This window comes from Roseibium porphyridii, from assembly GCF_026191725.2.
Classification (GTDB): domain Bacteria; phylum Pseudomonadota; class Alphaproteobacteria; order Rhizobiales; family Stappiaceae; genus Roseibium; species Roseibium porphyridii.
In genome coordinates this window covers 2,136,829-2,159,712 of the sequence record NZ_CP120863.1, presented here as the reverse complement: position 1 = coordinate 2,159,712, position 22,884 = coordinate 2,136,829, and the positions used below count along the sequence as shown (strand labels likewise).

Below are 22,884 nucleotides of genomic sequence, written 5' to 3'. Positions count from 1 at the left end.
GTTGGCGGTCGCCCTGCTTGCTAACGCAGAATATGTGAGCAGATCCCCAAAAGGTCAAAGTGGAAGTTGCGTGTTAAGACACTGTATGTGGCGAAGTGGATAAAGGTGCTGACAATGACGGTGGAATGGGAACAACATCCGATCAGGAGCGACGTCATGTTCGTCCAGGAAGACTGGATCGACTACAACGGTCATCTGAACATGGCTTACTACAACGTTTTGTTCGACAGAGCCGTTGATGAAATCTTCCTTGGGCTGGGCCTTGGCCCCGACTACGCGAAAACAAGAAACGCCTCATTTTTCACAGCTGAAACTCACGTTTGTTATCTGCGCGAACTCAGTGCCGGGATGCCCGTGACAGCAACACTTCAGCTGATCGACTTCGACAACAAGCGTGCCCACTTTTATCAGGAACTCTGGAACGCAGATGAGAACTGGCTGTCAGCCACCATGGAACAGATGAGCCTCCATGTAGACTTGTCGGCCAGAAGGGTTGCTAATTGGCCAAAAGACGTCTTTCAGAACCTGGCAGGTCTTGCCAAGGCCCATGAAAACCTGCCGCGACCGGAGCGCAGCGGTAGACGCATTGAAATTGCGAAATGAGGTCTGCCAAGCATCAGGATATCGCTCTCGAGGCAACCTTTTCTCAAAATTGAAGTTTTGTGACGCGATTTAACGTTCAAAGTGTCGTCGGGCGACTAGTTATTTGCTGCGACTCGGGCAAAATGCGCAAAAGCAGGAATTCCGCTCCATGTGCCATGACTGATGCGTAAAATAATAGAAACAGCCGGTCAGCTTCCCAAAATCCTCATCAGCTGGATAACTCCAAACCTGCGCCAGTTTCGCGGCAACAAACTCCCTCTCATCTGGTTCTTGGCTATTGCCGTCGGCGCGTTGGTGGCTTTTGCTGCAATTGCCTTTCGGACGGCAATCGGGTTGATCCAATGGCCTTGGCTTGGAACGGTTACCGAGTTGACCATTCAGGCAGCACGGCAACAACCCTGGTGGGTCATCTTGCTGGCACCGGCGTTCGCGGGACTGCTTGTTGGTTGGATCCTTCATCGTTTCCACCCTCAACAGCGCGCAGGGGGCGTGGCTGACGTGATTGAGGCACGTGCGCATGGCGGGCGGGGCTTGCCACTCAGCGCAGGCCTCTGGTCCGCGGTTGTCACAGCCATTTCTCTCGGAGGCGGCGCAAGCGCCGGACGCGAAGGACCTGTTGTTCATCTGGGCGCAACGCTCGGCACTGCTGTTTGCAATTTCTTCAATCTGCCGGACGCCGGACGACGCGTGATGCTGGCCTGCGCGGTCGCCAGCGGCGTCTCTGCGTCGTTCAACGCTCCCATTGCCGGCGTTTTGTTCGCCCATGAAGTTGTACTCGGCCACTACGCTGTTTCGGCCTTCGTACCCATTGTTCTGGCATCGGTGGTTGGGACGTTGCTATCCCGGCTCTGGTTCGGGAATGTCGCCGCGTTTGAAATTCCCCAATATGAGATTTCCTCTTATCTGGAGATCCCCGCGTTCGCTCTTCTGGGGCTGACTTGTGCAGCCGTGGCTATCGCATTTCAATTCGCATTGATTGGCACGGACTGGACCGCACGTAACATCTCAATGCCGTTGTGGTTCCGTCCGGTGCTTGGCGGTCTGGCTGTCGGTGCAATTGGCATCTTCTTTCCGGAAGTTCTCGGCGTTGGATATGAGGCGACCGACCTTGCTCTGAAACACGAGCTGACAATTCAGACCATGCTCACGCTTCTTGTGGTCAAGACCGCCGCAACAGCCATCACCCTTGCCTCCCGGTTCGGCGGCGGCATATTTTCGCCGTCCCTCTATCTAGGCGCCATGACAGGTGGCGCCTTTGGACTGATCGCAGCCTCCGCTTTTCCGGAAATGGCGTCCAGCCATGGTCTATATGCGATCCTTGGCATGGGAGCAGTTGCTGCTGCGGTGCTTGGAGCGCCATTTTCAACAACAGTGATCGTGTTCGAGCTGACCGGTGGTTATGCCCTCTCCATAGCCTTGCTGCTTGCAGTTTCGATATCAACCGGACTGACGCAGGCCGTTCACGGCAAATCCTATTTTCATTGGCAATTGGGGATGCGCGGCTGCTTCGTGAACGAAGGCGTTCACCAGTTCCTGAGTGAGACCGTAAAGGTTCGCGACTTCATGGATCCGCCTCCGGAAAAGGAAGAAGAGCGTATTTTCAATCCAGGTGAAGACGGTCCCTATCTACACGACACGGATTCGCTGGAAAGTGCCCTGAAAAGCTTTGATTCCTGCGGCAAGGCGGCACTCCCAGTGGTGCGCAAGGGCGATGCCACCAAGGTTATTGGTACGGCCCGGCACGTGAGAGGCCTGCGCTATTTCAACGCCGCGTTGATCAAGGCCACGAAGGAAGAGCACAACTGACACTTGGACGTGCCAGATTCTTAAGACGCTGGCGGTTCCGTTGGCAGAACCTTACCGGCATACATATGTGAGGCGCGCCCGTTCTTCCGTGCCTCTCGATCTTTCATGGCAACAAACAGTCGAGCCTGTTGTCCTCGAATACCCGGCAGATTGAGCGGATCAAGACCTGCCCAGGGAAGGAACGGATTGCGACGCAAGGAACCATAAATACCGACCCTTACTGAGGGACGGTCACTCGATGCCCGCGCATGAAAACCGTGCGTATCAGCCACGACGAGCGTATTTCCCGGAACCGCGAACCGAACAGGCTGTCGGTACCCCAATTGTTCCACATTCGAACCTTCTAGTCGTAGTGAACCACCAGCGTGATGTCGGTTTGTGGCATGCGCTGCGACCAGGCTTTGCTCTCGCTCCCAATTCAACCGTTCTTTGGTAAGACGATGAGACCCCGGAATATAGGTGAATGGCCCTTCCGCATCGTCAATATCGTAGAGAAAAAACCAGGATTTGGCGGTCTGATGGAATGTATCGGAATGAAAAGCCGTTTGCGGATCAGCACGCTTTTTGCTGTCCGGGTCGGTCATCACGATATGAAGATAGACCAACGGATCCCCATTGGTGGAAGCCAGATACCGCAGGCCGTTCTGAAACGACTTGCTCCACACAAGCGCTTTCAGAAACGGAAGGTCTTTCAAAACATTCGGTGGCAGCGGAATAAAACGCGTTACAGCATTGCCTTGACGCATATCCCATGCATGGAAGCGCGTCGTCTCGACTTCCTGCCGAATGCCCGCAAGTTCATCATCCGTTAAAAGCCCTGGCTTTGCTATGAAACCATCGCGCTCATAAGCGATCCGGTCTTCTTCTGGCAGCAAATGTTTGAGTTGGCGTCGACGAAAATCCGCCAGCTTTTCCGCAAGTTTGATACGGCGCACGTGAAGCCCGGCCTCATTCAGGCGTCGGCTGCCTATGATCGGATTGTCACGAAACGATTTCGCCCCGGTTGCCAAAGCCGCGGCGTAATAAGGCATCTTCAGTATTTCTGCGGCGCGCACGAGGTCACCTATCGATAGCAAACTGCAATTAAATAATTTTCGAAACGAAGCCGGATTTCTCTGGCTCCGGCAATACTAGATTGTCTTTGTGGCTTGTTCCAGCCAGATGCGTTCTTTTGCCCCCACCAATGGGCCTATCTCGCCACGCACACGATCATGATAGCGGTTCAGCCAAGAGCGCTCCTTGTCGGTCAAGAGGGTAACATCCACCAGTCGAAGGTCCATCGGGACCAAGGTGATCGTTTCAAACCCCAGCATCGGTCGCTCACCTCCGGCTATGTCCCGTGCTTCGGTAACGATCTCCAGGTTTTCAATCCGGATACCGTATTCTCCAGCCGGGTAATAACCAGGTTCGTTCGACAGGATCATACCTGGCTTCAAAGGGGCTGTGCCCGTCTTGGCGATGCGCTGTGGTCCTTCATGGACACTGAGGTAGGCCCCCACCCCATGACCCGTGCCGTGATCGAAATCGAGCCCGGCCTGCCAGAGATCGATCCTGGCGAGCGTATCGAGTTGAGCGCCGGTCGTCCCTTCCGGAAAACGCGCGGTCGAAATGGCGATATGGCCTTTCAGCACGAGCGTATAGTGCCTTTTCATGTCAGCCGTAACGTCGCCCACCGCAAGCGTGCGGGTGATATCGGTTGTTCCGTCTTCGAACTGCGCACCAGAATCGATGAGGAACGGTTTTCCCATCGGAATTTTCAAGTTGCTGCTATGGCTGACCCTGTAGTGGCAAATGGCACCATTCGGCCCGGCACCGGAGATCGTATCGAAGGAAATGTCTTTCAGAACACCGGTGTCCCGCCGAAATTCCTCAAGTTTTTCAGCAACACCAATTTCGTCCAGTTCGCCTTTCGGAGCTTCCTCGTCGAACCAGCACAAGAACTTGATATAGGCCGCAGCATCGCGGATATGGGCCTCGCGAGCACCCTTCAGCTCCACATCGTTCTTGACTGCCTTCGGCAAAAGCACCGGGTCCTGAGCTTCGATCAAGGATCCTCCGGCATCGCTTATTGCATCTGCAATGCCGATGCCTGCCAGCGATGGGTCAATCATGACGCTTGCGCCGTCTCGGCCAAGCGCTTTGAGCCCTTCCATAAACTCACCGGGTTCAGCCAGATCGGTCAGTTCGGAAAGTGCATCGCGCACCGAGTTGGAAAGCTTGCGACTGTCGATATAAAGAGACGGTTTGCCGGTTGACGGAACAGTTGCGAACGACAAAGGCAAAGGCGTGTGAGTGACATCAGAGCCACGGATATTCAGCAACCAGGCGATTGAATCGGGCTGGGTCAGCACACAGGCATCTGCCTTCTTTTCCGAAAGCGCTGCCTGAATTTCGGCAATTTTGCCCTCAGATGCCTTCCCGGCGAGTTCCAGGGGATAAAGCTTTACCTTACCGAGCGGAGGTTCCGGTCGGTCGATCCAGATCGCATCGATCGGATTTTCATCCAGCGTCACAAGCTCCGCGCCCGCAGTCTCGCAGACTTTCCGAAGCCGGCGCACTTCACGAACCGTATGAAGCATCGCGTCGACACCAAGTTTTTGCCCGGGCTTCAATCTGGATGCGAGCCACGCCGTGACGGGATCGGTAATCAAGTGTGCAGCCGGAAACACTGCCATATCGACCTGCTCACGCACCTGGATAGTGTATCGACCATCGACGAAAATAGCTGCCTGATCATCGAGTACTGCTGCAACTCCCGCCGAACCTGTAAATCCGGTCAACCACTGAAGCCGGCAATCATGTGGGGGCACATATTCACCCTGATGGGCGTCGGCACGCGGTATCAAAAAGCCATCTAGGCCAAGACGGCCAAGTTCAGCCCGCAGGAGAGCCGCATGCGGCGCTCCGCAGGAAGGATCGCTGAGATCTTCAAAAGATTGAAACATGGCGGCACGGTAATTTGCCCGCAGCTAGGGATCAAGCCAGATAATTTTTCCTCCCAAGCACCCAAACGAGAATGAAAATCGCACCTACAGTGCGATGCACCATCTATTTCGCATATGCGAGAGACGCAGAGCAGTCATGCGCAATCAGGCCTACCAGACTCAACGGCAAAGGCGCATATAGGGATCAACACAACAAGAAAGACGTGGCTCCCTAGGGAAGCTCTCAAAACTCCAAATGGGATTGAGAAAATGACCATGAAAACGACGACATCCACCCGCAACGGCTTCATGCGCCGCGCATTCGATCGCATGGTTGAGGCCCGCTCTGTTCAGGCACGCCGCTATGTCAACGGTTACCTGCTGTCTCTCGACGACGCGACGCTCGCTGCACACGGCTATGACCGTGATGAGCTTGAGCGTGAAGGGTCTACGACCACTGGCTTCTGATCTGATTGCCGGTTTGGGCTCAGGACAAGATAGAGAACTGTGCACATTCTAAAGCTCGCCGTTTGTCACGGCGGGCTTTTTTGTTGTTTCACGGGGCCAAAATAGGCATATCGATGCGCTTCAGGCCAAATTACGGCCGCGCACCAGTGTGAGTGTCAACCAACCATCTTTCTCACGCCGTCGGTCCAGCACAAATCCCTGGCATCGATAAGCGAACAGGATCCTGGGCCCGTCTTCCACGCGAAGACCGGACAGGACCAGTGTCGCTGTTTGGGTCATCTGTTGCCCAATGGATTTGGCCATTTTCATCAAGGGTCGCGCCAATATGTTGGCAATCACGAGGTCGAACGGACCGTAAAGTCCGAAACGTCGGTCCTCCATGCCGTTTGCCGTAAACCCACGGACCAGATGACTTGCGCCGTTGAGACGGGCGTTTTGAAGAGCAGTCTGGGTAGCGACCGGGTCGATGTCTGTGGCCAGCACGATTTGTCTGGATTTCAATGCAGCAGCAATCGCAAGAACGCCTGTGCCGGTGCCCAAATCCAGGATGCTGTCATACTCACGCAGTGAAAGCAGCCGATCAATTTCCTCCAGGCATCCTGCAGTGGTCCCGTGATGTCCGGTTCCAAACGCAAGAGCTGCCTCGATCTCCAGCCCGATAGCGCCCGGCAGGACCTTGTCCCGGTCGTGGCTTCCATGAACCAGAAACCGCCCGGCCCGAACTGGCTTAAGTCCTTCCAGGCTCTTTTCAACCCAGTTGATATCAGGCAGTTCCTCAGCTTCAAGCGGAGCGGCAAATGCGTCGGCACCAACGCGATCGCGAACAGTTGCCTCTGCTTCCTCGGGCGAAACCTCAAACAACAGAACCTCAGCTGCCCAGACCCTCCCGTCAGACGAAGCCTCGTAAACCGTCACCGGATTGCCTTCATCCTCGAATGCACGTTCCAGAATGTCAGAAATTCGTTTGGCTTCCAGTTCCTCGGCTGTAATCTGCACCCGAATGGTTTTCATGTTCGCTCACGCCTTGTTGAAATGGCCACAAGGCCAGCGGTATAGCGGCCCGGCCATTCACATTCCAGTGGAGCCTCAGCAAAAGTCTGGGCAAATCCCTGTTCCGCCCCATCTCTAAAGAAGAGAGAAACGGGAGGATCCATGTCCACACTTGCGAGAAACCACTCTCCGTATTGGGTTATGGCCGCCATTGCCACGGCTATAATGCTTCTGACTGTTCCACCGCAGGCCGCCAATGCGACAACAGAGCAGGACACATTGTTCCGCGCTCTCAAGAATGCTCCCAATGAAGTGGAAGCCAAGAAGATCGAGAACCAGATCTGGGAATCCTGGCTGAACGCTGCCCCGAATCCAGCCATACGAGAACGCATTGATGAGGCCATGAGCCGGCGCGGCATCTATGACTTTCAAGGTGCAAAAGACATCCTTGATGAAGTGGTGAAAGAAGCACCGGACTATTCGGAAGGTTGGAACCAGCGCGCCTTCGTGTTGTTTTTGCAAGGCAACTACGACGAAAGCCTTGAAGACATTGACCGTGTGCTGGAGCTCGAACCCAGGCACTTTGGGGCCCTCTCAGGCAAAGCGATGATCTTCCTCAGCATGGGACGCGCAAAGCTCGGTCAAAAGCTACTGGGAGAAGCTGTCGAGATTCATCCATATCTGAATGAGAGAAACCTGCTGATCAAACCGAAGGGCACGGATCTTTAGCAAAATGCCGAGATCGGGCAGCCCTCAATGCCGTTCCACGAAACTGTCGATGACCTTCTTCACACCGGCCTTCTCAAAATCGATGGTCAGCTTGTTTCCTTCGATCGATTTGATCGCGCCATAACCGAACTTGATATGGAAAACCCTCTCACCGAGGGAGAATTCCGACGGTGTTTCGCTGACGGATTTTGCAACAAGCTCTCCTTCTATGGTCAAAGGTCCCTGCCGCTTCATGCGGGCGGATTTGTAACCGCGTCCACCACCTTCTGAAAAACCGTCCGAGTTTTGCTTGGCGCGCTGTGCCCGCTGCCAGCCGGGCGTCGAATAACTGCCGCGTTCGAAAGGGTCATTGTTGTCAAAACGCGATGGCCCATAACCGCCACCTGCATACCCGCCATAATTTGAAGACGGTTCGGCAATCTCGACGTGATCCGCTGGCAATTCGTCCAGGAACCTGGAAGGCACCGTGGATTGCCACAATCCATGAATCCGGCGATTGGAGGCAAAGTAGATCTTTGCCCGTTTCTTGGCGCGGGTAATGCCGACATAGGCAAGCCTGCGCTCCTCCTCCAGCCCTGCCCGGCCACTCTCATCGAGGGCACGCTGGTGGGGAAAGAGACCTTCTTCCCATCCCGGCAAGAACACAGTGTCGAACTCGAGCCCCTTGGCCGAATGCAGTGTCATGATGGAAACGGCGTCGCTTGCATCCGCACTGTCCCGATCCATCACCAGCGAGATATGCTCCAGAAAGCCGCTGAGAGATTCAAACTCGTCCATGGAGCGAACGAGTTCTTTCAGGTTGTCGAGCCTTCCAGGCGCCTCGGCCGACCGGTCCTGACGCCACATTTCCGTGTAACCGCTCTCGTCCAGAATGATTTCGGCAAGTTCAGTGTGTTTGACCTGTTCAAGCTGGTTCCGCCAGCGCTCGAAATTGTCGAGCACATTTTTGAGTGCATTGCGAGGCTTCGGCTTCAGCTCTTCGGTGTCGATCAATTGCGCTGCGGCCTGCATCAGAGGAATGCGTTCGGCACGGGCAAGGCCATGAACGAGTTTGAGTGTGGCGTCACCCAGTCCACGCTTCGGCGTATTGACGATGCGTTCAAATGCCAGGTCATCTGCCGGCTGCGCGACGCACCGGAAATAGGCCATGGCATCGCGAATTTCCATGCGTTCGTAAAACCTGGGACCACCAATCACCCGATAGTTCAATCCCAGGGTTACAAAACGATCTTCAAACTCGCGCATCTGGAAGGAAGCACGGACGAGCACCGCCATTTGATTGAGAACATGCTCTTTGGACTGCAGCGCCTCAATTTCGTCGCCGATGGTGCGGGCTTCTTCTTCTGAGTCCCAAACGGAAGCGACTGAAACCAGATCATGATCCGGCTCGTTGAAATCAGTGAAAAGCGTTTTGCCGAGCCGCCCTTCGTTGAAGGAAATGAGATGGGAAGCCGCGGCCAGAATATGACTGGTGGACCGGTAGTTCCGCTCAAGACGGACAACCTCGGCGCCCTTGAAATCATGTTCAAAGCGCAAAATGTTATCAACTTCCGCCCCGCGCCAGCCATAAATCGACTGGTCATCGTCGCCTACGCAGCACACATTCGGGTTGCCCTGCGCCAGCAGTCGCAGCCAGAGATACTGTGCAATGTTCGTGTCCTGATACTCATCGACCAGCATATAGCGAAACCGGTGCTGATAGTCCTTCAGAACATCCGGCCGGGTCTTGAAAAGTGTGATGACATGCAGCAGCAAATCGCCAAAATCCGCGGCGTTGAGGATCGATAAACGCTCCTGATACTCCTCGTAAAGCTTGCGCCCCTTGCCATTGGCAAATGCGCGCGCCTCGCCTTCGGGAATGTCGGCTGGTCCAAGCGCACGGTTTTTCCAGCCATCGAGCATTCCTGCAAACGCACGGGCTGTCCAACGCTTGTCATCCAGTCCCTCGGCTTGAATGATCTGCTTGATCAAACGGATCTGATCATCCGTGTCGAGAATGGAAAAGCTGGATTTAAGCCCGACAAGTTCGGCGTGTTTTCGCAGAATCTTGACGCAGATCGAGTGGAACGTCCCGAGCCAGGCCATGCCTTCGACGTTACCGCCAACAAAGCCCGCGATGCGCTCTTTCATTTCCCGCGCCGCCTTGTTGGTGAACGTGACGGCCAGGATTTCGGAAGGACGCGCGCGACCCGTTGCTAGAATATGGGCAATACGCGTGGTCAGTACCCGCGTTTTCCCTGTTCCGGCACCTGCCAGTACAAGCACAGGGCCTTCCGTTGTTTCGACAGCAAGCCGCTGTTCCGGATTGAGACCTGTCAGGTAGTCGGGCGCTTGACGCGCCGCCATGGCGCGGGCAGCGATCCCTCCAGCAGGCCTTGCAGGTGCTGCTGCGGGCTCCGCCCTGGTGCCGATCGGCTGAAAAGGATCATCAAACGGATCGTCATACCCGTCAGGGTCTGCCATGATTTTTGGGTCCGATTACATCAAAATGTTCGCTGAGAACAATATAGCAACAAACCGAGTGTGGCGAGGCGGAAGATTAGGATTTCGTGGGGACAAGATAAAGCTGTAAACGAGCTCGAATAATTGGTTGGGCTGGCGGTCTCAAAGGGCAACTTCCTGCCTCTTGATGGTCAGAGGCAAATCTCGAGAGAGAGTTTCCAAACCAAGGGCAGTTTCGTAGGCACCCCACAATCAGGCTCGTCGTGCCGCCCAGGTCTTGGTTGCCATGATCCCACAAAGAAAACGGGGCGGCACCAAAGTACCGCCCCGCTCAAATTGACTGTTTCCTGAAGATCAGGCCGCTTCGTCTTCGCGAACCTCGTTCAGGAACGCCCCGACAGCGTCGGAAAGGTCATTGGCAACCAGCCCCAGCTGTTCAGCGGACTGGCTCAGCGTTTCCGATTTCTGGCGTGTCTGATCAATTGAACCCGAGACACCGGCAACGTTGCTTGCCGCGGCTGAAGCGCCATCAGAAGCAAAGGTGATGCTTTGCGTGATTTCGCTCGTTGCAGCATTCTGCTCGTCAACGGAAGCCGAAATCGTCTCGGTGACACCGCGCACTTCTTCGATTTTCTCGACGATGTCACGGATTGCGGCGACCGATTTCTGGGTCGATCCCTGAATGCCGGAAATCTGGCTGGCGATCTCATCGGTCGCACGTGCCGTCTGGGTGGAAAGCTCTTTCACTTCCGCTGCCACAACGGCAAACCCCTTGCCGGCTTCACCGGCACGCGCCGCCTCAATTGTCGCGTTCAAAGCCAACAGATTTGTCTGCTCGGCAATGGCACGGATGATCTCGACGACTTCGCCGATCTTGTCGGCCGTTTCCGCGAGGATGGAGATATCCTTATCGGCCGCAACCGCCGTTTCAGAAGCAGACGCTGAGATCTGCATGGCCGTTCCGGCCTGGCGGGAAATCTCGCCGATGGACGCCGACAGTTCCGCCGCAGCAGACGCAACGGTCTGAACGTTGGTGGTTGCCTCTTCCGTTGCCGAGTTTGCAGCGCGCGCGCTCTCGTCGGCATGAAGAGCAATCGTCAGCATTTCACCGGCACTGTCCTGAACACCTCTGGTCTCGCCGGAAAGCTGTTCCTGGATGGTTGTCACGGATGTCTCGAAATGCCGGATGGCGTTTTCGAGCTGAGTCCGCCTCTCGCGGCGTTTGATGCGATCAGCCTCGGCAGCTTCTTCGAGTTGCTGCTGATGTATAAGCTTGTCGCGAAAAACCTCCGAAGCTCTGGCAATATCGCCAATTTCATCAGGGCGATCTGTGTCGGACACAATCACGTCCAGATTGCCCTCGGCCAGTTCGGTGATGGCATCACGCTGGCGGCTCAGCATCTGCGTGATCGCCATAACCTGCCAGACAACAAGTGCCAGTGTAGCCGCAACAAAACCAACGGCGATCGTTGCCAGAACGAAGATTTCGGAATTCAGTCGGGCTGCGTCAGTATCGGCAGCTGCTTCGGCGCGATGGATGAAGTCATCAGAGACCGTTTTGATGAGGTTCAGACGTTCAGTCGCCTTGGCAAACCAGGCAGCGCCTTCAATGCCTTTCGCATCCTTGGTTGCCGGCAAGTCGTGAATAGCCTTTCGCCAAACCAACGTCTCTTCAACTGGTTCACCCTTGACCGTGTTTTCCCAGAGTGTCTTTTGCTCTTTTGTGGCGATCGAGAGAAATTCCTTCAGGAAAGCCTTCTCGCCGCCATAATGCGTGACGACTGACTTGTAGGTCTGAAGATTGACTTCGCCGGTCAGATTGAACTCGTTCAGCAGAGCTGCACCCGTTGCCCTTTCCAGACCACCGGACTCCATAGCTTCAACCAGTGTCAGATAGGCAAGGAGCTCAGTTGTGATCTCAGGAGACGGGCTGGATTCGGTGGTAATCCCCACCACATGGATCAACTCATGAACTTCGTGCGTGTAGTTCTTGACCACATCGCCAGCCGTAAATTTTTTCGCGTCAATAGCCTGCCGGAACGCGTCGGTCTTGTGCACTTCCTCCGCAACATGCTGAAGATCGGCAAGCAATGCCTCGTCATTGAGATCAATTGCGGCAAGGTGATCATCGAACATCTTCAATGCCGCATCGACATTCGGCCGCTGTGCATCAAGTTTAGCGCGAGCAGCCGGGTCATAATCCGACTTGATGAGCGCAACGCTCATCCCCCGCTCTTTTTGAAGCTCGTGAACGAGATTGCCGGCATCTTCAGCAATCCGGGTCAATGGCCTCATGAATTCATGATGAGACAGTTCGACAGACTTTTCATAAACACTCAAAGCCGCGAAACCGATCACGGCGAGCATCGGAACAATTGCAAGGAGCCCGATTTGCACCTTAATGCGCTTCATCATCGCATCCCCCTCCAGAACAGAATTACGTTCCTTAGAATTGGAGGGAGCGTGTTACTTGTTACTTAACGTTAGCTGCAAACTTGGCAATTTCCGACACAAAACAAGCCATTCGCCAAGTGTATCAATTTCAGGTAGCAGATCGAGTTTTCCTACCCCTGTCATTAGTATCAATACGTACAATGTCAGATGTAGATTCTTTCGCGCAGATGTGACTTGCCGGAGGGGATTCCCGGGGCGCAATTTCACGCTAGTTTCACGCAGTGAGACCGCCGATGATCAGCAACTTATTTGGCGGGAAAATGCGTACCGCCCCAAGTTGGTGTCAATGCGTCGCGGGGTGTTCTGCGATCAGTTGACCGATCATCAACGCCTTCGCCTATGCGCCAACAAGATCAAACCAGTCATCCTCGGAGATGACTTCAACATCCAGATCCTGCGCCTTCTTCAGCTTTGATCCAGCCCCAGGACCAGCCACCACAAGATCGGTCTTTTTCGAAACCGAGCCCGATACTTTGGCCCCAAATCGCTCCGCCATCGCTTTCGCTTCTTCCCGGGTCATCCGCTCCAGCGAGCCGGTAAAGACGACAGTCTTTCCAGCTACAGGCGATCCTGTGGCATCGATCTTCTCAGCCTCTCTGGGCCTCACCTCTTCCAGCAATGCATCAAGCTGGGCGCGGTTTCTTTGTTCTGCAAAAAACTCGACCAGCGCGTCTGCAACAATATGCCCGATTCCATCTATGTCATTCAGGTCGGCAAAGGCCTCGCCTGAAGTATCATGAGCTGCCTGCATGGCTTCATAAAACGCCTGCCACGATCCGTAGGCTCTGGCCAGCAATTTGCCGTTCCCCTCCCCTACGTGCCGAATACCAAGTGCGAAGATGAAGCGATGCAGGTCAATATCGCGGCGCGCATTGATCGCTTCGAAAAGGTTCTTGGCCGACAGGGCACCCCAACCCTCCCTGTTGCGCAATTTGGTCAGCGACCGCTTGTCCCGTTCTTCCAATGTGAAGATATCCGCCGGCGTCATCACCAGGCCGTCCTGGTAAAAGGCATCGACCTGCTTGTCGCCGAAGCCCTCAATGTCGAAGGCATTGCGTGAAACAAAGTGTTTCAGCTTCTCCGTTGCCTGAGCCGGACAAATGAGCCCGCCAGTGCACCGGCGGACCGCATCAACCCGACCTGTCTTTTCATTCTTCTCCCGCACCGCATGACTGCCACAGGAAGGGCAGACGGTTGGGAATTCAAAGGCAACTGCGTCAGCCGGGCGCTTGTCGAGGTCGATATCGACGATCTGGGGAATAACGTCACCCGCGCGCTGGATCTTGACCGTGTCTCCGATCCGCAGGTCCTTGCCCTCGCGGATGGGTTCTCCGTCCTGACCTATGCCCTTGATGTAATCTTCGTTGTGCAAGGTCGCATTGGAGACGACAACGCCCCCAACGGTGATGGGTTCCAGCTTGGCAACCGGTGTCAGAGCGCCGGTTCTGCCAACCTGAATTTCGATATCATTCAAAACAGTGAATGCCTGTTCGGCAGGAAACTTGTGTGCGATCGCCCATCTGGGTGACCGGGACACAAACCCGAGCCGTTCCTGCAAATCAAGCCGGTCGACCTTATAAACGACGCCATCGATATCATAGTCGAGCTGCGCGCGGCTTTCTTCAATGCCATGGTAGACACCAAGAAGTTCCTCAACGGTTTCACAGCGCTTCATCAAAGGGTTGATTTGAAAGCCCCAGTCCTTGAGCTGGTCAACCATCCCGAACTGTGTTTCGGCGGGCATCGCACTCATCTCACCCCACGCATACGCAAAGAAACGCAAGGGTCTGGAAGCCGTGATTTCGGACTTCAACTGGCGTAGAGAACCGGCGGCCGCGTTGCGCGGATTGGCAAAGACCTTGCCGCCATTGGCATCCATGCGCTCATTCAGGGCCTGAAAATCCTTGTGCGCCATATAGACTTCGCCCCGAATTTCAACAACTGCCGGCACCTCACCTGCAAGCGTTTGGGGGATATCCTTTATGGTTCGCGCATTGGCCGTGACATTCTCGCCGGTGGTTCCGTCTCCGCGCGTTGCTGCATAAACCAGTTCACCGTTTTCAAAACGCAGCGACAGGGACAGGCCGTCAATCTTCGGTTCGGCCGTCACACCAAGAACACCCTGAAGTGGATCGAATTTCAAAAACCGCCGGACCCGGCCAACGAAGTCACGCACATCATCATCGTTGAAGGCATTGTCCAATGACAGCATCGGTACACGATGCGTAATCTTGCCAAACCCGGATGCGGGTGCTGCCCCCACTTGTGTAGAGGGGCCATCTTCAACAGCCAGAGCGGGAAACCGCTCCTCAATTGCTGAATTCCGTCTGCGCAAGGCATCGTAGTCCGCATCGGAAATAGATGGAGCGTCTTCCTGGTGATATCTGCGGTCATGCTCGGCAATTTCCGATGCAAGCCGCTTCAACTCGACCGCGGCCTGATCCGGTGTCAGCGCGTCAACATCTATCGTGGAGGTCTCAACGGTGTCTGCCATGAGCGTCTCTCTATTCCGCGGCTGTCAGGAGTTTGCGGGCCGCTGCCCTTGCTTCTTCGGTAATGACGCTGCCCGCCAACATACGAGCGATCTCTTCGCTCCGGTGGTCATCATCAATTCGTTGCACGCGGGTCGCCACCCTGTTGGGCTTGGCAGCCTCTTTGGCGATCAGAAAATGTCCTTCGGCGCGCGCAGCAACCTGCGGCGCATGCGTGACCGTTAGTACCTGAACAGTACCGGCAAGTCGCGCCAGGCGGACCCCAATCGCTTCGGCAACGGCCCCCCCGACACCGGTGTCGATCTCGTCAAAAACAAGCGTGGGCGCAGTGCCTTTGTCCGCGAGGCACACTTTCAGAGCCAGGAGAAACCTCGACAATTCACCGCCAGAGGCGACTTTCATCAGCGGTCCGGGTTTGGTACCGGGATTGGTCTGCACATGAAATTCCAGCTGGTCGATGCCTGTTTTGCCCCGGGTTTCAGGCTCGCTCTGCATCTCAACGATAAAGCGTGCACGTTCAAGCTTCAGATCCGGCAACTCCCGTTCAACGGCCTTCTCAAGAGCTGCTGCCGACTTTCGACGTTTTTGCGATAGGAACGCTGCTTTCTTGTCGTAGCTTGATTGGGCTTTAGCGGATGCATCAACAAGGGCTGCCAGCTTGTCTTCACCGGCATCAAGATCGGCAAGATCAGCGACCATCCGGTCGCAAAGAGCCGGTAACTCCTCGACAGTTACCGAGTATTTTCTGGAGGCGGCCCGCAGCGCAAACAATCGCTCTTCCACGCTTTCCAGTTCGCGCGGGTCGAACTCCGTTTCTCGCAACGCGCTTTCAAGACCGCCACGCGTTTCTTCAAGCTGATCCAGTGCTTCTGAAAGCGACCGAACCGGCTGCCCCAGCAGCCTCGGCAACTGGTCCACCTTCCGCTCAAGACGCCTGAGCAGGCTTGCCAGTTCCGGGATAGGTGACGCCGATCCGTTCAGCGTCTCGAACGCTTCGTTGAGATCACCGGCGATCTTCTCCACCTGCATCATGTCCGTACGGCGTTCTGCCAATTGCTGCTCTTCGCCCGGCTCCGGCTTCAGCTGCAACAGTTCATCAACGGACGATCGAAGATAGTCTGCCTCTTTGCGTGCAGCCTCGATACGTTGCTCATGTTCGCTTACAGCTCTGGCAGCTGAGCGAAAAGCGGAATAGGCCGCAGCAACACCTTCTGCATCAGCCGTCAGACCGCCAAAGAGGTCGATCAGCGAACGGTGGCTATCGGGATCGACAAGCGCCCGGTCATCATGCTGGCCATGTATCTCGACGAGTAAGCTTCCAGCCTGTCTCAAAAGTCCCGCGCTGACCGGCTGATCGTTGACGAAGGCACGGGTTCGCCCATCCGCCGTCTGTATGCGCCTCAGGATCACATCACCGTCGTCATCGACATCATTAGCTCGCAAGAACTCACGCACCGGATGAGCGCCGGCAACATCAAAGACCGCCGTCACCTGACCCTGGTCTTCACCATGACGGACAAGATCCGCATCACCGCGCGCACCGAGCGCAAGTGACAGCGAATCCAGCAAAATAGACTTACCGGCACCGGTCTCGCCTGTGAGGACAGACATTCCGGCCGTAAAATCAAGGTCAAGACGGTCAATGAGAACGATGTCACGGATAGACAGCGTGACCAGCATGAAGGGTTGCTCCTAAAAGTTCGGCGCGGCCCACCATATAGGAGGACCGCGCCGTCTTGCCAGAGCCTTGTTAAGGCATTTCAACGTGATTTACGTGGATGCAGACTAGACCGAGCGGAATGCGCGGCTGATCCAGCTTCCGCTGTCTTCAGACGGCTCATAGCCACCTTTGTTGAGAAGCGAGAACGCATCCTTGTACCACTGCGTATCCGGGTAGTTGTGACCCAGAACAGCGGCGGCCGTTTGTGCCTCGCTGACAACACCCAGCGCATAATAGGCCTCAGTCAGCCGGAACAGCGCTTCTTCAACATGCCGGGTCGTCTGGTACTCCACGACGACTGTCTTAAAGCGGTTGATGGCAGCAATGTAGTTGCGCTTTTTCAGATAATAGCGCCCAACCTGCATTTCCTTGCCGCCGAGCTGGTCTTTCACAATCCGCAGCTTCTTTTCCGCATCCGGAACATATTCTGAATCAGGATAGCGCTGGATCAGTTCGTTAAAGGCTGCGGCGGACTTTCTGGTCACAGCCTGATCGCGCGTGATGTCGGGCATCTGCCGGAAATAGCTCTGACCTGCCAGGTAGAGCATGTAGGCCGAATCCTGATCGCCTGGATAAAGTGTCACGAAACGTTTTGCGGCGGTAACTGTTTCCGTGTACTTGCCGCGCGAATAATTCAGAAACGCAAGGTTCACCAGCGATTTCTTGGAATATTCGGAATAGGGGTAAAGCTTGTCCAGCTCCTCAAATTTTTCTGTTGAGTCGCCAAGCTTTCCTTGAGAGCGAAGTGCAAGGCCTTCGTTGAAGAGAACTTCCGGCGGAGTGTCGTTCAGAGCAAGCTCGTCAAGGTCGTCCTTGCCACCGCAAGCGACCAAAGCAACCGGCAAGGCCAGTATGCTCATTCTGAGAAAGAATTGCATTCGCTTGGTCCCGTTCCAAGCGAAACCAGTATCCATTCCGTTCACACCCATACTCCCGGGCTCATTCGCCCATCCGGCCATCAGCTTTCCGGCCATATTCCTGCGTCGACAGCAGTGTTTAGCGGAAATCACCTGTCCCCGTCACGCCTTCATCGGCCATCTGACGGTTTTTTTGAGCTTTTTTATGGCAAGGTGCCTTATTTGATCAGTTTTTCCGCCAAATAAAAAGGACCGCTTCGATGAAGCGGCCCGTAACTTGATATCATTCCTGTCAGGATACGTCCGGGCCGAAAGCAACTGCTGCGGCCAATCCGCCATTGTCAACCTGCCCCACCTGCCTGAAGGCCGGTGACTCCACAATTTCGAAAGAGCCCGGATCCTCGAACAATTTGACCAGAATGGCGTGGTTCATCTTGTGGCCGCCCTTATAGGAGCGGTACAGACCGAGAATCGGCAAGCCCGCAAGAGCAAGGTCACCAACCGCATCCAGCGCCTTGTGACGGGCGAACTCGTCGGGCCAGCGTGTACCTTCCGGGTTCAGAACCTTGTCTTCGGCGATTGCAACGGAGTTTTCCAGTGAAGAGCCAAGCGCAAAACCCATTTTCCAGAGCTGCTCGACGTCCTTGACATTGCCGAACGTACGGGCCCGTGACAGTTCGTCTCGGAACACATCCGGGGTCATATCGGAACAAAATTCCTGGCGCCCGATCAAAGGCGTGTCGAAGTCGATGGTGATGTCGAACTTCGTGCCTTCATAGGGATGCAATTCACACCAGGCACTGCCGGTGTCGACCCGAACGGCCTTCTTGACCTTCAGGTAACGGCGACCGCGATCCAGCCGCTTGACGCCCACATGTTCGATGGCTTCCACGAAGACAGCACTGCTGCCATCCATGATCGGCATTTCCGGGCCGTCGATTTCAACAATCAAATTGTCGACGCCCATGCCGAAAAGCGCGGCCATGATGTGCTCAACCGTGGAGATCCCATCTTTGGAAGGATCGCCGAGAACGGTGCATAGGGCAGTTGCGGAAACCTTGTCCCAGAGAGCTGGAACCTCAACGCTGTCATCTTGATCTGTACGGGTGAAAACAATTCCGACGCCGGCTTCGGCCGGTATCAATGTGATCGACGCGGGCTTGCCTGAATGAACACCGATACCGGTCAACGTCACTTGTTCTGCAAGTGTCGTCTGTCGGTCTACAAAAGCGGTCATATGCCCCTACCCTTCCAGTGTGTGATCTGGACAGCCGCAAAATCACCCTTTCGGGTCTACGAACTTTTAACGATCACGAGTTGGGGGCAAGATAGTCGCGAACCAGCTATGAACGAAATAAAGCTTTATTACGCTTTGTAACGATCCACAGACCTGCAAATCACTGATCTAAAAGCGAAAATCAATTCCGTTACGGAAACAGCCCGAAGCGTGAGCTCCGGGCTGTTGCGATCAGGGAAGGAGATCGCGTTTCGAATCAGTTGGCTTGACGGCGCAGGAACGCCGGGATTTCCAACTGCTCGTCTTCTGAGGCGGCAACCGGCTTGGGTGCAGCGCGTCCGGTGCCGTCAAGCTGACCTGCGGCCCCTTGTGCTGCAGGCCTTTGCTGCGGCGCACGTGGAGCTGGCTGAGGAGCAGGCTGCATCTGCGGAGCCGGGCGTGTGGCCTGAGGTGCGCTCAGTTCCTGTTCCTGGTCTTCCTCATCTTCCCGGCGGCCAAGACCGCTGGCAAGGCGGCGCAGCAGCCCCATTGGCCGTCTGTCTTCCTCTCCGCTGTCATCGAACTGAGCAGCGGGGGCGGCAGGTTGGGCCGGTGCTGGCTGCGGAGCCGCAGTTTGCGGTGCCGGTGCTTCGGTATTCTGTGCCCGGATTTCACGCTGAGCGATCGGCGGGAAATCTTCAACGCGCGGCATGCGCGGTGCAGGGCTGTGTTCTTCCGCTGCAGGCGGAATGTAAGGCTTGCTGACCGGAGCATCTTCAACAACGCGCGCTGGCGTTTCGTCTTCGATGTCCATCATCGGTGACTTGTGTGCCAGGCCCGAAGCGACCGGCTGCACTTTCTTGATCTCGACAGCCGGGTCGCTGGCAACAGAAACCGGTGTCGGCTCAGGGATCGCAAGTTCCTTTTCAAGATTTGCGACCGCTTTTGCAGCGGCATCTTCAGTGATTTGCTTGGCAGCAGCCGGAGCCGCAGCAGGCTTGGATGTTGCGATTTCAGCAATCCGGGCAGGCGCTTCCGACTTCAAAGCCTGTGCTGTTGATGCGGGAAACGGAGCCGCGGCTGCGCCTTCCTCCCGATCAATCCCGGTGGCAACCACAGACACGCGGATGATGCCATCCAGCGTTTCATCGAATGTCGCTCCGAGGATGATGTTTGCGTCCGAGTCGACTTCTTCGCGAATGCGGGTCGCAGCTTCGTCCACCTCGAACAGGGTCAGGTCATTGCCGCCCGTGATCGAGATGAGCAGACCCTTGGCACCCTTCATGGATGATTCATCCAGAAGCGGGTTCGCAATCGCAGCCTCGGCAGCCTGTTGTGCACGCTTCTCGCCGCTGGCTTCGCCTGTTCCCATCATCGCCTTGCCCATTCCGCGCATCACGGACCGGACGTCAGCAAAATCAAGGTTGATCAAGCCTTCCTTCACCATCAGATCGGTGATGCAGGCAACACCGGAATAAAGGACCTGGTCGGCCATGGCAAAGGCGTCCGCGAAGGTCGTCTGTGCGTTGGCGATCCGGAACAGGTTCTGGTTTGGAATGACGATCAGCGTGTCGACATTGCGCTGCAGCTCATCAATGCCGCTGTCGGCAATGCGCATGCGTCGGGCGCCTTCGAACTGGAACGGCTTGGTAACAACACCGACCGTCAGGATGCCCTGCTCGCGCGCTGCGCGGGCAATAACGGGCGCAGCGCCGGTACCGGTGCCGCCGCCCATACCGGCGGTGATGAACACCATGTGCGATCCAGACAGATGATCGTTGATTTCGTCGATCACTTCCTCGGCTGCTGCTGAGCCGACTTCCGGCTGAGAGCCTGCACCAAGACCTTCCGTAACAGCCACGCCCATCTGGACGAGGCGGTCGGACTGGTTCATGGCCAGCGCCTGGGCATCCGTGTTGGCGCAAACAAAGTCGCACCCCTGGAGACCTGCAGTGATCATGTTATTGACGGCGTTTCCGCCCGCGCCGCCGACGCCGAAGACCGTAATTCGCGGCTTCAGCTCCTGAATGTCGGGCATCTTCAGGTTGATGGTCATATTATCCTCGCGACCCACTGGCGCCCCCGCTACGGGAGAAGCCTCTTCTTCCCTAATTTCCTCTGCCATGCTCGGCAGCTCCGTTTCCTGGTTCTCGTCTTCTTGGCTCATGTCGTCAGAAGCTTTCCCTGATCCACTGACCGACACGGGCCAGATAACCAGATTGCCCGCCCCACCCGGATCGACGGCTCTTGTGCTCGAACTGTTCGATCTGGGCGACTTGCGGATAAATCAAGAGGCCTACCGCGGCAGCAAATGCCGGACCTTTGGCAGCCTCGGGAAGACCGGCGACGCCTAATGGCCGGCCAAGACGGACGTTGCGCCCCAGGATGTGACGCGCAACTTCTCCAAGACCCGTGAGCTGACTTGCGCCCCCTGTCAGAACGATCTGCTTGCCCACCCTTCCGGCAAAACCGGAGGCCGTAAGCCGATCCCTCACGAGTTCAAGGATTTCTTCCACGCGCGGACGAATGACCCTGGTCAAGGCCGAACGCGGAATCTGGTTTGGCAGGTCGCTGTCGCTTTCCAGCGGCGGGACCGTGAGCAAGTCACGATCGTCGGAGCTGGACGCCAGCGGCGAGCCGTAAAGTGTTTTCAAACGCTCCGCATCCTGAAGACGCGTTGCAAATGCGCGAGCAATGTCTGTTGTCACATGGTTGCCACCAACGGCAATCGCATCCAGATGCACCATGTGACCGTCGACAAAGACCGACAGCGTTGTGGTGCCGCCGCCCATGTCGATGCAGGCAACACCAAGTTCGGCCTCATCGTCGACAATCGTGGACAAGCCGCTGGCAAACGGCGTGGCAACCATGGTTTCCACATGAAGGTGGCCACGATTGATGCATAGCTCAAGATTGCGGACAGGGGGCACTTCTGCCGTGACCACTTGCATGTCCACGCCAAGTTTGTGGCCCATCATACCGCGCGGATCGCGAATTCCACGGCTGCCATCCAACGAATAGGAAATCGGCAAAGCGTGGGTAACCGCACGGCCGTCCGTCACTGAATGGCTTGAACCTGCAGAAAGCACGCGCTGAATGTCGGCCTCGGAGACACTTTCGCCGGCCAGCGGCACACCAGCGCTGTAGATCTCGCTCTGCAACCGGCCGCAACTGATATTGGCGATCAGAGATTCAACGGTGACACCGGCCATGCGCTCTGCGCTGTCGACTGCAAGACGGATTGCCTGTTCGGCAGCATCCATATCGACGACAACACCCGATTTGATGCCGCGCGAACGCTGATAGCCATATCCCAGCACTTCCACCTTGTGGGACCGGCTGGAGAGGATGGCCTTGTCTTCCTGCGGGATCAGTTTGGCAATCAGGCAGCAAACCTTGGTCGAACCAACGTCGAGAACGGACATGACAACAGCGCGCCTGCTGGGCAGGGGCCGCATTTTCGGAAGATAAAGGTTTGATGAGGAACGGCTCATGTGTCCCGCTCCTTCTTCTTCGACCCGCCTTCGCCACCGGTCATGATGTTGCGCTCTTCGGCAGCCTCATCCGACAAACGAACGGTGACCCTGTCGCCAAGGCGCATGTCGATGGCCACGATGTCTCGCGACAGCAATCCGTTTTCATCATCCATCTTCACAAGGTCTGCCAGAGCCGCATCAATATTCTGCTCCGGGAGCCGGATTGAGATACCGTTTTCAAGTTGAAGATCCCAACGACGATCACTGATCAGAAATGCAGCCCGCACACGTGGCCGCAGCTCCGGCACATTCTCAAGGGCCTTGTTAATTTCGACAGCCCTGCGTTGCGCACCGTGATTAACGACCAGCAACAGGTTTGCATAACGACCGTCGACATCGTCAGTAATGACGTCGCCTGATTCGTTTACGATCGACACCAGATCTCCGCGTTGCCACAGAGCGTACGGCACCCTCTCTTCGATCTTGATCTGAAGTGTGCTCGGATAAAATTTCATCACCGAAGCGTTCTTCACCCAGGCCATGTCGTTCAAACGCTCGCGGGCACCCGCGGCATCGAAGAGTGCCAGAGATGTGCCCTCGTGAATTTCGAGCGCTTCGAGGATCTGAAATTCGTTGATTTCACGCTGCCCTGACAGCTTGACCGCTTCGATCCCGAAGCCGGCCGCAGAGAGCAGCGCATCGGACAC

General features: G+C 55.9%; 16 protein-coding genes. 4 read left to right on the top strand and 12 right to left on the bottom strand.

Annotation, left to right across the window (positions count from 1 at the left end; all coding sequences use genetic code 11):
* The first annotated feature begins 114 nt into the window (after nt 1–114).
* Entirely contained in the window at nt 115–603 is a 489-nt protein-coding gene (locus K1718_RS09975; protein ID WP_265684245.1) for a thioesterase family protein, read from the top strand.
* 162 nt (nt 604–765) lie between these two features.
* Nucleotides 766–2,409, top strand: coding sequence for a chloride channel protein (locus K1718_RS09970; protein WP_265684243.1), 1,644 nt, complete (start codon nt 766–768; stop codon nt 2,407–2,409).
* Nucleotides 2,410–2,429: 20 nt separating this feature from the next.
* Here the strand turns inward: K1718_RS09970 and K1718_RS09965 are convergent, their stop codons facing one another.
* Complete coding sequence (locus K1718_RS09965; protein ID WP_265684240.1) at nt 2,430–3,464, bottom strand: phytanoyl-CoA dioxygenase family protein; 1,035 nt, start codon at nt 3,462–3,464, stop codon at nt 2,430–2,432.
* A 75-nt stretch (nt 3,465–3,539) separates the two neighbouring features.
* Nucleotides 3,540–5,354 carry an aminopeptidase P family protein gene (locus K1718_RS09960; RefSeq protein WP_265684238.1) on the bottom strand — a complete coding sequence of 605 codons (1,815 nt, stop codon included), beginning with the start codon at nt 5,352–5,354 and terminating at the stop codon, nt 3,540–3,542.
* Nucleotides 5,355–5,603: 249 nt separating this feature from the next.
* Between K1718_RS09960 and K1718_RS09955 the strand changes: the two genes are divergently transcribed.
* The gene (locus tag K1718_RS09955; RefSeq protein WP_152500780.1) at nt 5,604–5,801 is read left to right on the top strand and encodes a hypothetical protein; all 198 of its coding nucleotides are present in this window, start codon (nt 5,604–5,606) and stop codon (nt 5,799–5,801) included.
* Between the two features lie 120 nt (nt 5,802–5,921).
* Here the strand turns inward: K1718_RS09955 and K1718_RS09950 are convergent, their stop codons facing one another.
* Nucleotides 5,922–6,812 (bottom strand): 50S ribosomal protein L11 methyltransferase, encoded by an 891-nt coding sequence (locus tag K1718_RS09950; protein WP_265684235.1) that lies wholly within the window; start codon nt 6,810–6,812, stop codon nt 5,922–5,924.
* A 141-nt stretch (nt 6,813–6,953) separates the two neighbouring features.
* Here K1718_RS09950 and K1718_RS09945 point away from each other — a divergent pair, with 141 nt between their 5' ends.
* On the top strand, nt 6,954–7,520 hold the full coding sequence (locus K1718_RS09945; protein ID WP_265684233.1) for a tetratricopeptide repeat protein: 567 nt from the start codon (nt 6,954–6,956) through the stop codon (nt 7,518–7,520).
* Between the two features lie 24 nt (nt 7,521–7,544).
* Here K1718_RS09945 and K1718_RS09940 read toward each other — a convergent pair whose 3' ends face one another.
* The 9 genes from K1718_RS09940 to K1718_RS09900 form a co-directional block, all read right to left on the bottom strand.
* Nucleotides 7,545–9,983 (bottom strand): ATP-dependent helicase, encoded by a 2,439-nt coding sequence (locus K1718_RS09940; protein WP_265684231.1) that lies wholly within the window; start codon nt 9,981–9,983, stop codon nt 7,545–7,547.
* Nucleotides 9,984–10,316: 333 nt separating this feature from the next.
* Nucleotides 10,317–12,377 carry a methyl-accepting chemotaxis protein gene (locus K1718_RS09935; RefSeq protein WP_152500776.1) on the bottom strand — a complete coding sequence of 687 codons (2,061 nt, stop codon included), beginning with the start codon at nt 12,375–12,377 and terminating at the stop codon, nt 10,317–10,319.
* Between the two features lie 376 nt (nt 12,378–12,753).
* Entirely contained in the window at nt 12,754–14,910 is a 2,157-nt protein-coding gene (gene ligA / locus K1718_RS09930) for an NAD-dependent DNA ligase LigA (protein WP_265684227.1), read from the bottom strand.
* A gap of 10 nt (nt 14,911–14,920) precedes the next feature.
* Nucleotides 14,921–16,588 (bottom strand): DNA repair protein RecN, encoded by a 1,668-nt coding sequence (recN, locus tag K1718_RS09925; RefSeq protein ID WP_152500774.1) that lies wholly within the window; start codon nt 16,586–16,588, stop codon nt 14,921–14,923.
* Between the two features lie 105 nt (nt 16,589–16,693).
* Nucleotides 16,694–17,506: an outer membrane protein assembly factor BamD gene (locus K1718_RS09920; RefSeq protein WP_152504215.1), complete on the bottom strand. Its 813-nt coding sequence runs from the start codon at nt 17,504–17,506 to the stop codon at nt 16,694–16,696.
* A gap of 271 nt (nt 17,507–17,777) precedes the next feature.
* Nucleotides 17,778–18,722, bottom strand: a complete 945-nt coding sequence (gene lpxC / locus K1718_RS09915) for a UDP-3-O-acyl-N-acetylglucosamine deacetylase (RefSeq protein ID WP_265684222.1) — start codon at nt 18,720–18,722, stop codon at nt 17,778–17,780.
* A 256-nt stretch (nt 18,723–18,978) separates the two neighbouring features.
* On the bottom strand, nt 18,979–20,757 hold the full coding sequence (gene ftsZ, locus K1718_RS09910; protein WP_265684683.1) for a cell division protein FtsZ: 1,779 nt from the start codon (nt 20,755–20,757) through the stop codon (nt 18,979–18,981).
* A gap of 115 nt (nt 20,758–20,872) precedes the next feature.
* A complete protein-coding gene (gene ftsA, locus K1718_RS09905; protein WP_265684220.1) occupies nt 20,873–22,195 on the bottom strand; it encodes a cell division protein FtsA in 1,323 nt (440 codons plus the stop codon).
* Nucleotides 22,192–22,884 carry a cell division protein FtsQ/DivIB gene (locus K1718_RS09900; RefSeq protein WP_152500771.1) on the bottom strand — a complete coding sequence of 231 codons (693 nt, stop codon included), beginning with the start codon at nt 22,882–22,884 and terminating at the stop codon, nt 22,192–22,194. Before K1718_RS09900 ends, ftsA begins: the two co-directional genes overlap by 4 nt.